The organism is Methylocystis sp. ATCC 49242 (genome assembly GCF_000188155.2).
Classification (GTDB): Bacteria; Pseudomonadota; Alphaproteobacteria; order Rhizobiales; family Beijerinckiaceae; genus Methylocystis.
The window spans coordinates 3,788,577-3,801,527 of sequence record NZ_KE124774.1 but is presented as its reverse complement, the minus strand read 5'-3'; the positions used below and the strand labels follow the sequence as shown (position 1 = coordinate 3,801,527).

The window sequence follows — 12,951 nt, the reverse complement described above, 5'->3', positions numbered from 1 at the left end:
GACGTCACGGCGCCCCGCGGGTCGGGACGCCGTCGTTGGTCGACAAGGCCTTACCCGGCAGGATTCTCATTGATAATTTCAATAAGTCCTACACCGGAAATCAAATAAAATGAAACCGGCTTCCCATCGAACAGGATGGCGGGCTTTTCCGGCGCGACGCAAATGCAATCCAGATTCGCCTCCGCGATCCGCGCCAGAGTGTGTTGCAGATCGTTGGTGACGTAGCACAAGTGATAGACGATCCCGCTGCCGTGCCGGGCGACCATCTTGTCGATCGGGCCCGGGAGCCCGCCGGAGTAAATGATTTCGACCTGGGGCATCGTGTCGTGCTCGCCCATGCACAAATTGACATTCTGCTCGGGATCGAAGATCGGCTCGCCGATGCGATAGCCAAGCCCTGTCAAAAGGGCGCGCGCATGTTCCGGCCGCTTAACCGCCAGGCCGAAATGATGAAAGGTGAGCCCGAACTGGTTCATCGCTGCGACGCCTGTGTCCGTCATGATTCATTTGCCTCAGGCGACGCCAATCACGCCGACAGAAATCGTGGCGTTTCGCTTGCGCGCAACCGCTTCAGAATAGCCCGCGGCCGGCGCGATGCAGGTGGTTTCGATTCCAAATCCCGCCTGCCGAACGAGATCGACCACTTCTTCGGGCGTCCGCAGCAGATAAATGTGATCGATCGCCGGCGCATTGATCGGCACATTGACGAAAATTCGGCCCCCGGGCGCCATGACCTTCTTCAACGCCACGAGCGCCTCCACCGGCCGCTCGAGATGTTCGCAAACCTCGCTGATGACCACACTGTCGAATTGCTCAGACACGCCGCCGAGAGCAAAGACGTTTTGCTCTTGCAGCCTTGTCGGCGTCGTCACGCCGAGACGTTTCAGGCATTTTGCCGTGTGCTGAAGGCTTGTCTCGCTGACGTCCCAGCCAGTCAATTCACGGAAACGGCCTTCCCGGGCCGCGAGCGCTAGCAGCAATCCGTGGCCGGGCCCGATTTCGAGATGCCGGCCGTCGCGGCGCGTATTCGCAAGGAATGTGTCGATATAGAAATTCAGCATCAGCGCATGGTTGCTCCACAACACCTGCGACAGGAGCAGGCCATCCATATATTTCGCCATCACCTCGTCATTGGAATAAACGGTCGCGAACGCCTCTTCGAAAGAACTGAGTCGATAATGCCCGCTGCGCAGAAACTCGAGCTCCTCGGCGCGCACCATGTCGCACATCCAGCGATAGCCCCTGACGTAAGCCTCCAGGCCGCCATCGGCGAGCTTCTCGATCATTTCAGCAACATGTTCGCTTTGCTGCAGGACGCGAGGACTGCGAACCCGCAAACTCGTATTGAGCAGCTTCTCGTGCTCCGGCCATGACGCGACGACGGTGGAGATGACGCGACCGAGCGCCGAGTTTGGATCCAGTTGGGACGCGACCAGACCATCGACAATCGTCATTGAGCTCTCCTTTGCAAATATCCGGTCATCATGATTGTCTGGTAAGCTTATGGCAAGAAGCAGATTGTGCTGGCGCCCGGATCACTCAAGGCGCTTCCTCCCGCGTTCCTCACGCCACAATACAATTATTAGTTGTATATTATAATTAGGCTTACCTATGCGCGAACAGAAGATCGATAATGACGTCGGAATCTTGCTGGATCGAACGCCATAAAATCCGCGGGGCAATCGGAGTCCTGTCCGAAATGGAGCATGGAACCCCATACGTCCTCAAATATTTAGCTGGATTGGATCCGGGGATACGGACGCGCTCTCCATCGTGATGACGCCCAGAAATGACCCGGTGAGGACTTGCACACAGATTCAAAAGGACTGATAGTAAAACTTCAGCGATCAATATTTTTGAGGCGATGATTTATGCCCGCGCTCCCGGATTCTGCGGCGCTCACGTCAAGCTTCGCCGAACTTCATTTGATATTGATCCGCCATTTGTCGGACGAGAATCTCGAAGCGGCTGGAGACCTGTTTGCCCGCCTCGTTGAAATTCCGGTCTGGATGGAATTCGGGCTGGACAGGCTCAGCGCGCTGATCAAAAGAGACGGAAGGCGCGCCTCCTCCGACGCCTTCCTGCGAATGCTCCTCCTTCGCGAGGACATAACTTTCGGTCATCTGAAAATTATTGCAAGGCTGCTGGAATTCGGGGTCCATGCAGGCCAGCTAGACAGGATTGTCGGTCATATATCGGCGCGGGAGGCGCAAGGCCGCCTGCCGCCGCCGCGCTTTTCAAATTTCGATCTTATGAAGAGGTTCAATTACGTCGGGCAGGAAAATTTGCAGTTGCTCATGCGACTGAAGTATCTCGGCCATGAGGACCTCAACTTTCGTAACCTTCTTGATACCTCGAAGATCCTCGCAGGTCGCGTGGAAATGCCGCCCAATTTGGCGAACCGCCTGCTCGCGGTCAATCGCCTCGATGAAATACCACGCGACCGATGGATGCGCGATCTGGAGGAGGCTTTTGCTCTCGATCACATTATGGCGGACCGGTGGGGCGACATGTTCCCCGAGGCCGACATCCGAGCGCTATTTGCATTGATGGATGTTCAAACATTGCGTCGCGGTTTTCGACAATTCAGTCCTTCCAGAGGAACCCTGGTCGTGTTCTTCCATGGCGGTTTCGTGAATTTGCTGAGCCTCGCCTTTGTTTGGGGCACTGGAGCGAAAGGCCGCGTTTTCTCGGTCATATCGGCGGAAAACCACTTCAACGTAAAGGATCCCCGTACGGCTTTATATCAGGGCGTGAGGGCGATCGAGGATGGTTATTCGATCTTCATGGCGCCTGATGGTCTCGCCGGAAAGCTAAACGCCAAGATTAATGTCCTCGGACTTGACGTGCCAATGGCGGAAGGCGCTCCATTCATCGCCTACGAAACCCGTTGCGAAACGATCTGGATTGCGGTCGAACGCCGTGGCGACAGATTCTTTCCCCATTTTGTGTCCGGCCCCGTCCGGCGCGACGGGGAAAAGTATCGAGCGTTTCGGGAACGCTGGTTTGCCTTTTATGAGGACCAGATCACTCGCTTGCTGACGGGCCCGCCGCGCAATCTCCCCTTGAGATCGCAATGGGCGCGTTTGTTTTCCGACAGCTTCGACCCCCACCAGCGTATTTGACGGCAGACAGGGCCGCCTTTTTCGCTTGCCGGCGTCACAAACGGGGAAATACGGCGACAGATATTCGAAAACTTGCATGAGGAACAAGATGTCAAATCCAGACATGCTCGAAGAAATCAGGACTGTGATCGTCGATGTTCTCGATCTCGAGAACGCTGGCGAGATTACGGAAGCAACGACAGCGGACGAAGTCGAGGGCTGGGACAGTCTGCAACACGTCCGGATCCTCACCGCCCTCGAGCGCAAATTTCAGTTCCGCTTTTCCGACGAGGAGATAGAGGGGCTCAAGAACGTCGGCGATCTCGTGGCCGCCGTAGCGCGGCGCGCGCAAGCGGCGGGTTAGGAGCAGGACATGTGGACACGACTCGGCTGGCTGCCGTCGCCGCCTGCGGATTTTCGCGATCGCGTTCGCGGGATTAGGCGCGACGCCGCGGAAGGCGTCGATCGGGAGAGTCTGTGGCTGCGCGCGAAGGCGCTGGGGAATTGCGCGCTGGACGAAGTCCAGCTCGCCCAGCTCGCGCGCGTCGTCGACGATCTGCCCGAGGGCGGCAATGTCGCCAGACAGCTCAAATTGGGCCTGATCGGCGACGGCACTCTTTCCCTGCTCGGACCGGCGATCACCGCTTCGGCGACGCGCCGTGACCTGCGGATACGCGTGATCCAAGGCGACTACGGCAGGGCCGTCGACGACGCGGTGAATCCGGACAGTCCTCTTCGCCAGATCGGGCTGGACGCGGTTCTCGTCGCCTGCGATCGTCGCAGCCTGGGGCTGGACAGGGCGGCGTTCTCACCCGAGGAATCTCAAAAGATTGCCGAGATGGCGCTCGGCGTCGTCCGTTCCATCTGCGCCGGCCTTCAACAGTTCGTGAAGGGCGCAATCCTGTTGCAGACGATCGTGCCGCCGATGGAGCCTTTGTTCGGCAGTTTCGACCGGCGCTATTCCGGCGCCCCGCTGACGCAGGTCGACGCGTTCAACAGCGGGCTGGCTCAACTCGCCGCCGAAAATGGTTTCGTCATCGTCGACGTGGCGCGGCTTGCCGGCTCGATCGGACTGGAGCGCTGGGACGACCCGCAGCAGTGGCACGCGACCAAGCTTCCCTTCTCCGCCGACGTCATCCCGCCATACGCCGAGCTCGTCGCGCGGACGCTGGGAGCCGTTTATGGCAAATCGCGCAAATGCCTCGTCCTCGACCTCGACAACACGCTGTGGGGCGGCGTGATCGGCGACGACGGCGTCGCCGGAATCAGGCTCGGACAAGGCTCCGCAGCGGGCGAAGCGTTCCTCTCCATCCAGAAAATGGCGCTCGAACTGCGAAATCGCGGCGTTATCCTCGCCGTCAGCTCGAAGAACGAAGACGCCGCCGCGCGCCTGCCCTTCCGGGAGCATTCGGAAATGGTCCTGAAGGAGGACCATATCGCCGTGTTCCAGGCGAACTGGCTCGACAAGGCCGCCAATCTGAAGGTCATCGCCGAGACGTTGAACATAGGTCTCGACGCGCTCGTGTTCCTCGACGACAACCCGGCGGAACGCGCGCAGGTGCGCGCCGAGCTGCCGATGGTCGCCGTGCCGGAGTTGCCGTCGTGTCCCGCGCTCTATCCGCGCGCCCTCATGGCCGCTGGCTACTTCGAGGCCGTCGCCTTCGGCGATGAGGACCGAAAGCGAGCCGACGATTACCAGGCCAACGCGGCGCGCGCGTCCTTGCAGGCGGTCGCCAGCGATATGGAGGCCTATCTGCGGTCGCTCGGAATGAAATGCGCCATTCAGCGCTTCAACGCCGAAGGCTGCGCCAGAATCGCCCAACTGATCAACAAGTCGAACCAGTTCAACCTCACCACCCGTCGCTATACGGAACTGGAGGTCGGCCGAATGGCGGCCGATCCGTGCAAGCATACGATGCAGGTGCGCCTTGCGGACCGCTTCGGCGACAACGGGATGATCAGCGTCGTGATCGCCGATATCGGCGACGGAAAATGGACGATAGACACCTGGCTCATGAGTTGCAGGGTTTTGGGGCGGCGCGTCGAAGAGGCGGTCTTGCGGCATCTGGTCGCCGCGGCTCGGGCGGCCGGCGCAAAAACGCTAGTGGGGCGCTATATTCCGAGCGCGAAAAACCAGATGGTCCGCGACCATTACGGCAAGCTCGGTTTCAGCGAAATCATCAGGGACGAGCCGGGCTCGACCTGGGTCTTGAAGCTCGACGATTATGTCGCGCCGGAGCTCCCGATGGACATTGACGAGGACTTGAGATCAATCTCGCATATTGTGGCCGCGTGAGCGTCGGCATCGAGCGCCGGCCGCGCGCCCCATACGTAAGCGCCGGAGAAAGTTGAGCGCCCCCGATGAAACCGCGTCACACCGCTCACAGGATCGGCTATCGCGCGTCCCGCGCGACGAGGCGGCGACGATCGATCTGGCTCATCGCCTTGCCGGCGCTTTTATTATCGGAGTGTTGTTCCCTCTCTTCAGCCAGCGCAGAGAAGCGAGGCGAGGCGGGCCTTTATGTGTATATGAACCATCCCTCGCTCAAGAATTTCGACGAGATGTACGACGCCGCTCTGGCGGCCGATTATATCGATGGCGCCGCCATCTCGATCGAGTGGAATCTGGTGGAGCCGAACCCCCATGTCTATGACTGGTCGTATCTCGACAAATGGGTCGAGAAGGCCATCCTGCTGAACAAGAAATTGTCGTTGGGAATCATCGCCGGCCATTTTGCGCCGGAGTGGCTCTATGATCCGCAGATTGGCGTGCCGAGGAACAATTTCAATTACAACAGAAATCCGCGGGGCGTCTTTTGCTCGGTCCTCGCGCAGCCGTCGCCCTGGCATCCCGCCTATCTGCGCGAATATGGCGCGATGATTACTGCGCTTTCCGGGCACTTGCGCGACATGCAGGTCGCCGGCCGGCCGCGCGGGGCTGTCTATGATGCGGTCAGGATCGTCAAGCTCAGCGGCATCAATGTCACCACGGAGGAATTGCGAGTCGCGGCGAACAAGCCCGACGATGGTCCCTGCAAACAATCCGATGCGACGGCGATCTGGGCTGACGCCGGCTTTACGCCAAACAGGATCCTCTCGGCGTGGATGAAAATTGCGACCGAGACGGCGCAGGCGTTTCCTGACAAGACCCTGGCGGTGGACATCATCCACCGCGGCGCCTTTCCTTCCATCGACGACAATGGACAGATCTATACGCCGTCGCATGACGCGCCGGACGACCTGACAGTCATGATACTGAACGCCGCGGTTCCGATGTTCCGGGATCGCCTGATGGTGAAATGGAACGCGCTCTGGCAGGCCAAGGCGCCTCAGGAAGTGCTCGACGCCGGCCACAAGGGCGCGCAAATCGGATGGCAAATGAATGGCTTCATGGGTGTTCGGGAGGGCAGCGGCTGCATCTACAAGCCCTTCGTCGCCCGCACATGCGAAACCATCGATGATTTCAGGGCGATATTGGACAACGGAATTGCGAAGGGCGGAAATTATATCGAGATTCAGGCGCCTAACGTAAACCCGACCTATGCGCCCGCCTTCGAGAGCACGCATCGACGTATGAAGGAGGCGCTGACGCCGGGGCGCTAGAACGCCTTCATGAAAAGCCTGCGCCGCTCACCATCCGAAAGCGACAAAAGCTCACCCCCGCCGCGCCGGGGGATGAAGTCGGCATCGATCACCGGCGCGCCATTGGCGGCTCTGCCAGAATCCGTTTCGACGGCTTCGCCTTCAGAGCTTCATTCAGGGCGTTCGCGGCTGCTTCCGCGAAAACACGCGGGCCGGCCGCAAATCGCAATTGGCGTCTCCGACACGCCAGGCATTCGTGAGGCCATCCCGCCCGGCTACATACCAGTAGCTCCAGTTTTCATTCCCCTCGGCCGCCGAGCGGGCGACATAGGGGCCGTCGCAGCAGGCTGTAACGAAGACGCCATGAACCTCGACAAAGGGAGCCCATCCGTATAAGTGCTTATTTTTGTTATTGTAATTCATTTACGCAATCTGAGATTTCGTCAATCGCTTGTCAACATCAAAGCTTTTGTGATTACATGAACAAATTCTATGGATTGCGCGCCGGGCTCTCGATCATCGAGGCGTCTGGACGACGGCCGGCAATGCCGTTCTCGCTTTTCCACGCGAGAAGCCAAAGCCGGCCTGGTTGCTGATCGGGCGCCGGGTCACGAGACCGGAATGCGCCGGTCGATTGCGGAACCCAATGGACCGCCGTCGAGGAAATTTACGGCTCGGCCGGGCGCGCGGGCCTCAAAGCGGTCTGAGCGTCAGAGCGAAACCAGCAGGTTCTGCAGCGCGTCGAGGTCGGCAGGCTTTGTGAGGTGCCGGTCGAAACCGGCCGCGCGGGCGCGCGCGCAGACCTGATCCTGCCCCCATCCGGTCAGCGCCACCAGGGGAAGCCTTCGTCCCTCCGGCCGCGAGCGGATACGGCGGGCGGTCTCGTAGCCGTCCATTCGCGGCATGCCGAGATCGAGGAAAACGAGTTCCGGATCAAATTCGCCGAGCGCGTCAAGCCCCGCGTCGCCGCTGTAGGCCGCCCGCACCGTCGCTCCCATCGTCTCGAGAAACATCGCAAGACTGTCGGCCACGTCCCGATCATCATCGATCACCAGAACCCGACGGGAAACCATCGCTCCCTGAAGCGCGCCGTCTTCTGTCTCGCTGTCCGCGGCGCCGCCCGCCGCCAGCGGCAGACGAACGACAAATGTGCTTCCACGACCCAGCCCCGCGCTGTCGGCCTCGACCGAACCTCCGTGCATCTCCACCAGGCTGCGAACGAGCGCAAGGCCGATGCCGAGCCCGCCTTGCGCCCGGCCTAACGACCGATCGACCTGCGTGAATATGTCGAACACGCGAGGCAACAATTCCGCAGGAATGCCGACGCCGTTGTCGCGCACGCTGATCGTCGCGGCGGCGCCTTGTCGCGCCGCAGTCAGCGTAATGGTCCCGCCCGCCTCGGTGTATTTGGCCGCGTTGTCGAGAAGATTCGTGAAGATTTGCGAAAGCCGCACGGGGTCAGCGTCGAGGATCAGGGGCGCAGACGGCAGGTCCATCCGAAGCTCATGACCACCACGCTGAATAGCCGGCTGGCTGGCGTCGACGACATGACGAAGGAGCGCCGTCAGATCGAGGCGCTCCTTCCTCAACTCGATCTTGCCACGCGTGATCCGCGACACTTCGAGAAGGTCGTCGACAAGACGGACAAGATGACTGACCTGCCGTTCGACCATCTCGAACAGCCTGGGATTACGGTTCTCCCTGCCGGGAGTCTCGGAATTGAGGCGCAGGAGATGGACGGCGTTTCGGATCGGCGTGAGCGGATTGCGCAGTTCATGCGCCAGCGTCGCGAGAAACTCGTCCTTTCGCCGGTCAGCGTCGCGCAGCGCCGCTTCAGCGGCCTTGCGTTCCGTTATGTCCTGCACGATGCCGAATGCGCTCGCTACTGCGCCAGCGGCGTCGAACTCCAGATAGGCCTTTTCTCGCACCCATTTCACACAGCCACCCGCAAATATGCGATGTTCGACGTCATAGGCCTCGCCGTTCAACGCCGCGTCCCATCGTCCATTGACGATGGCCCGATCATCAGGATGCACCATGGCGATGAAGTCATCATAGGTCAGCGGAGCGACTTGTTCCGCGTCGAATATGCGGCGCGTTTCATCGGACCATGTCAATTCGTTCTTCTTCGTCTCCAGGCGCCACCAGCCGATCTGTCCGACCTGTTGCGCGAGCGCGAAATCCTCCTGACCGCGCCTCAGCGCTTCTTCCATGCGCTTGCGATCGGTGATCTCCGTGTGGCTGACGACCACCGCTGCGGGCGGTTGATTCACGCGCGCCGCATGCATCAGGAACCATCGTTCGTTTCCGGGCGCGCGACATGGATATTCGATCGAGAACTGGTCGCGCTCGCCCGCGAGAATATCGCCGAATCCGACAAGCGTTCTGAGCGCGTAAATGTCGGTCTCCGCGGCGGCGCGGCAGTTATGGAGATAATCCGCTCCGACGAAAGCCGCGCGCGAAGAGGCACCGTTTTCATGCGCGAAGCGTTTCCAGGATTCGTTCACGGCGATCACCACGCCATCGTGGTCGAGCACGGCGATCTGATGCGGCAACGCGTCAATCGCCCCGCGCAGGAACGATCCAGAGTCGAGACTCTCCGCGCAATCGACCTTTTCAAGGTTCACCGCAACACTCCGCCCGCATGCGATGCAGAGGCCCGCATCGCGCCGCCTTTCGGCGACAGCCCCGATGTTTCTCGACACGACGCGACCCCTGCCACGAGGCCCGGGGGATGCGCACGCCAACGCGGAAACAAGAGTTTCCGTCGTCACAAGCCCTTGTCAGGCCGACGCTTTCCCGCACAAATCACGATACAACCAGAACTTGACGTTTCGTGATAATATGCAACCTTAACTATAGTTCAATAGCAAAAGCGTCGCAGGAGCGATCTAACGTCGCAGCGACCCCATGTTCGGGTTCCGACGACAGGATCGGCGCCCGTCGGAGCGGGTATTTCATGGATGGAGTTCGGGTGCGCCGAGACGGCGCAGACGTCACGAGGCGGGTCGTATCACAATGTTTTTTCACGACAGACCGAAGGCGTGGCGCGCCGCTTCGTAGCGTTTGAAATGACAGCAAGATCGAGCGCTAAACCTTTGCCTTGGCCTTAATGAGGCCTATCCCGCCTTTCCGGCGGCGTCCGGGAAAAATCTTACTCGAACGTCGACAAAGGCGTTGTAAAAGCGGAAACTAGAGCCATCGGTCGAGGCGGCGCGCTCCTCGCCTTCCCCTGTGAGCAGCATAGGAAGCGAGAGACGAATGCGTTTGGCCGGAACTCCCAATGGTCGCCCCACTCCCTGACATGAAACCCTTCGTAACGACTCCATCGTTCATGCGACGCGTCGACGCCGCGACCAGCTGGGTCGCGTCCGTTTACGCGTCGCCGCTATGGTGGCGTCTGGCGATCGCGGCCTTGGCCGTCGCCATCGGGACGTCGGCGCGCGTCGCGCTTGCGAGCGGGCTCGAAGGGCATTTTACATTTGCGACCCTCTACCCTGCCGTGGAAATCGCCGCCGTTCTCGGCGGATTCTACCCCGGCCTGTTCGCAACTTTTTCAGGGGCCTTTGTTTCGCATCTCTGGTTCAGGCCGGTGGAGACCGCCGCCTATCCTTTTGGCCTGTCGCTCTTCATCGCCAGCTGCACGGTCCTTTCCATCATCACCGAAATCCTGCATCGCACGCGGCTTCGCCTCAACGAATCGCAGGAAAAACGCGAAATCGCCGAACGGCTGAATATCGCGACCCGGCATCTCCAGATCGCGATTTCCGCAGGCGCCATCGGGACATGGCTTCTCGATCTTGGAAAAAACGCCGCTATCGTCAACGACGAATTTCGTTCGATCTTCGGTTTGGCGCCCGATGTCGACGTCAATCCGGATGTGGTGTTTCGAACCATCCTTCCCAACGACGTTTCCCGGCCGCGCGAGGCTTTGCGTGCGGCGCTCGAGCCATCCGGCAACGGGCTTTATCACGCCGAGTATCGAATTCGCAGAGTGACGGACGGCGCCATTCGCTGGGTCTCGTCGCGCGGCCAGACGGCGTTCGAGAACGGCAAGCCGGTGCGCGTCGTCGGCGTCGCGCGCGATGTTACGGATGAAAAAGTCGCCGCACGGGCGCATCAGGAACGCGCACAATTGGCGGAGCAATTGGAGAGCGTCGCCGCCACGACTCCCGGCGTGGTGTTTTCATTCTATCTTGGCGACGACAGTCACATCGCCTATCGCTACGTCTCGCCCAAGGCCAAAGCCGTGTTCGGCGTCGCCGCCGAGGATATTTGCGCAGACGCGCGCGTCTTCTATCGACGCGTTCATGTCGCGGATCACGACCATCTCAACGCCGCGCTTGTCGAGTCGGCGCACAGCCTCTCCCACTGGGATGTCGAATTTCGTTTCGAGCATCCGGAAAAGGGAGCAATATGGCTTGAGGCTCAGGCTGCGCCTGTCTGCGAACAAGACGGCAAACTCGTCTGGCACGGCTATGTGTCCGATGTTACCGAACGCAAGAGATCCGAAATAGCCCTCGCCGAAACCGCCGCGCGATTGCAGGCCATGATCGACGGCGCACAGGACGCCGTCATCACGATGGATTCAGACGGTCGTATCCAGTCCGTCAATCGGGCTGCGCTTTCGATGTTCGGATACGACGCCGGGGAACTGGCTGCATGCAATATCACAGCGCTGCTGAGCGACGTCGCGACCAGACCCGAAACCAAGGAGGCCAATGACCTCCGCGCCCTCGAGGCCGGAATCGGCCACAGATGGGAAGTCGAGGCGCGTCGCCGAAACGGAAAAGTCTTTCCTGCGGAATTCAGTCTTTCGGAGGCCCGATACGATCATCGACGCATCCTTATCGGCTTCGTCAAGGATCTGTCCGAGCAACGAAAAGTTCAGCAGCGGGTAGAAAAACTGAACAGGGGCCGTCTCGACGCCATGGCCGGAATGGCCGGGAAGCTCGCACATGAGATCAATCAGCCGCTCGCGGCGACCGCCACCTATCTCAAGGTCGCGCGGCGATTGCTGGAAAGACCGCCGCAAGAAGCCGGAACGAATATTGTCGAATTGATCGACAAGGCGACAATCCAGACATTGCGCGCAGGGAAAATCGTCAACAGCCTGCGGCAACTGGTTGCGCGCGGCGAGCCCGACAAAACCCTCGTGAGCGTGCACGAGCTGATCCTGAACACTTACGACTCGATGCTGGCGGACGGCGCCAAAACAGACGCGCAGATACGTCTGGAACGCAACGCGAGCAGAGACGATGTGGTGGCGGACAGGGCCCAGCTGCAACAGGTTCTCGTCATCCTCATGCGCAATGCGATGGAGGCGATGCAAGAAACGGAAAAGCGGGAATTGATCGTCTCCACGTCCAATCCCGACGACAGGACAATTCGCGTCGACGTCACGGACACCGGCGGAGGGTTGGCCGGAAATGTCGAAGAAGATTTCTTCGAACCTTTTGCGACCACGAAAGAGAAGGGCATGGGCGTCGGGCTGTCGATTTCGCGATCCATCATCGAAGCGCATTACGGGCGAATCTGGGCAAAACCGAATCCCCGAGGCGGGGCCGTTTTCAGCTTCACGCTGCCTCTGCAAAATGCGGAAGAGGAAACATGAACGACACGAAAATAGTTCACCTGATCGACGATGATGCGGCAATGCGCGATGCTGTCGGGCTTCTGTTGAGTACGGAAGGCTTCAGCGTCCACACGTACCCCTCTGCGCCGGCGTTTCTGAAGGCCGTCGCCACGAATCGCGAAGGTTGCGTGATAACCGACGTTCGCATGCCGGAAATGAGCGGCATCGAGCTCATCGCGCGGATGAAAGAGGATCGGATCGCCATGCCGGTCATCGTCCTGACCGCGCACGCGCACGTGCCTCTCGCCGTCGAGGCGATGAAGCTCGGCGCCGTGGATTTGCTGGAAAAACCTTTCGAAGACCACGCGCTGCTCGCGGCCGTCGACGCCGCATTCGCGCGACGGAGCATGGAACAATCGCGCAGTCGTGAAACGCAGGCGACCAAGGATCGGCTCGCCAGCCTGACCAAGCGCGAAAACGAGATCCTCGCGGGTCTCCTCAAAGGCCAATCGAACAAGGTCATCGCACATGAGCTCGGCATCAGCATCCGCACCACCGAGGTCCATCGCGCAAACATCATGGCGAAGATGCAAGCCGGCAATCTCGCTGCGCTCGTGAAAATGGTGCTTGCCGCGTCGAGCGGACCGGAAGGCGAAGCCCAGGAATGAACGCGAAACGGACACGCCATCC

9 protein-coding genes are annotated in these 12,951 nt (G+C 60.1%); 6 read left to right on the top strand and 3 right to left on the bottom strand.

Annotation, left to right across the window (positions count from 1 at the left end):
- Positions 1-50: 50 nt before the first annotated feature.
- Together MET49242_RS20720 and MET49242_RS23625 are read right to left on the bottom strand one after the other, a co-directional pair.
- A complete protein-coding gene (locus tag MET49242_RS20720; RefSeq protein WP_158497344.1) occupies positions 51-476 on the bottom strand; it encodes a VOC family protein in 426 nt (141 codons plus the stop codon).
- A gap of 36 nt (positions 477-512) precedes the next feature.
- Positions 513-1,454 (bottom strand): bifunctional 2-polyprenyl-6-hydroxyphenol methylase/3-demethylubiquinol 3-O-methyltransferase UbiG, encoded by a 942-nt coding sequence (locus tag MET49242_RS23625; protein WP_051134369.1) that lies wholly within the window; start codon positions 1,452-1,454, stop codon positions 513-515.
- Between the two features lie 489 nt (positions 1,455-1,943).
- Here MET49242_RS23625 and MET49242_RS20710 point away from each other — a divergent pair, with 489 nt between their 5' ends.
- The 4 genes from MET49242_RS20710 to MET49242_RS20695 all read left to right on the top strand — a co-directional run bounded on the left by MET49242_RS20710 (position 1,944) and on the right by MET49242_RS20695 (position 6,707).
- Entirely contained in the window at positions 1,944-3,125 is a 1,182-nt protein-coding gene (locus tag MET49242_RS20710) for a hypothetical protein (RefSeq protein WP_144259731.1), read from the top strand.
- An 88-nt stretch (positions 3,126-3,213) separates the two neighbouring features.
- Positions 3,214-3,468, top strand: a complete 255-nt coding sequence (locus MET49242_RS20705) for an acyl carrier protein (protein WP_036288988.1) — start codon at positions 3,214-3,216, stop codon at positions 3,466-3,468.
- A gap of 9 nt (positions 3,469-3,477) precedes the next feature.
- Positions 3,478-5,400, top strand: coding sequence for an HAD family hydrolase (locus tag MET49242_RS20700; RefSeq protein ID WP_051134368.1), 1,923 nt, complete (start codon positions 3,478-3,480; stop codon positions 5,398-5,400).
- Between the two features lie 233 nt (positions 5,401-5,633).
- Complete coding sequence (locus MET49242_RS20695) at positions 5,634-6,707, top strand: hypothetical protein (RefSeq protein ID WP_036285762.1); 1,074 nt, start codon at positions 5,634-5,636, stop codon at positions 6,705-6,707.
- A 689-nt stretch (positions 6,708-7,396) separates the two neighbouring features.
- Here MET49242_RS20695 and MET49242_RS20685 read toward each other — a convergent pair.
- Positions 7,397-9,313, bottom strand: a complete 1,917-nt coding sequence (locus MET49242_RS20685) for an ATP-binding protein (RefSeq protein ID WP_051134367.1) — start codon at positions 9,311-9,313, stop codon at positions 7,397-7,399.
- A gap of 656 nt (positions 9,314-9,969) precedes the next feature.
- Here MET49242_RS20685 and MET49242_RS23620 point away from each other — a divergent pair.
- Together MET49242_RS23620 and fixJ are read left to right on the top strand one after the other, a co-directional pair.
- Positions 9,970-12,300, top strand: a complete 2,331-nt coding sequence (locus MET49242_RS23620) for a PAS domain S-box protein (RefSeq protein ID WP_084679248.1) — start codon at positions 9,970-9,972, stop codon at positions 12,298-12,300.
- The gene (gene fixJ, locus MET49242_RS20675; RefSeq protein ID WP_036285760.1) at positions 12,297-12,929 is read left to right on the top strand and encodes a response regulator FixJ; all 633 of its coding nucleotides are present in this window, start codon (positions 12,297-12,299) and stop codon (positions 12,927-12,929) included. Before MET49242_RS23620 ends, fixJ begins: the two co-directional genes overlap by 4 nt.
- The last annotated feature ends 22 nt before the right edge of the window (positions 12,930-12,951 follow it).

What these genes read in the sequence shown, in the direction of transcription:
- MET49242_RS20720 (WP_158497344.1), bottom strand. Translation starts at nt 476, where the DNA reads ATGAACCAGTTCGGGCTCACCTTTCATCATTTCGGCCTGGCGGTTAAG.
- MET49242_RS23625 (WP_051134369.1), bottom strand. Translation starts at nt 1,454, where the DNA reads ATGACGATTGTCGATGGTCTGGTCGCGTCCCAACTGGATCCAAACTCG.
- MET49242_RS20705 (WP_036288988.1), top strand. Translation starts at nt 3,214, where the DNA reads ATGTCAAATCCAGACATGCTCGAAGAAATCAGGACTGTGATCGTCGAT.
- MET49242_RS20700 (WP_051134368.1), top strand. Translation starts at nt 3,478, where the DNA reads ATGTGGACACGACTCGGCTGGCTGCCGTCGCCGCCTGCGGATTTTCGC.
- MET49242_RS20695 (WP_036285762.1), top strand. Translation starts at nt 5,634, where the DNA reads ATGAACCATCCCTCGCTCAAGAATTTCGACGAGATGTACGACGCCGCT.
- MET49242_RS23620 (WP_084679248.1), top strand. Translation starts at nt 9,970, where the DNA reads ATGGTCGCCCCACTCCCTGACATGAAACCCTTCGTAACGACTCCATCG.
- fixJ (WP_036285760.1), top strand. Translation starts at nt 12,297, where the DNA reads ATGAACGACACGAAAATAGTTCACCTGATCGACGATGATGCGGCAATG.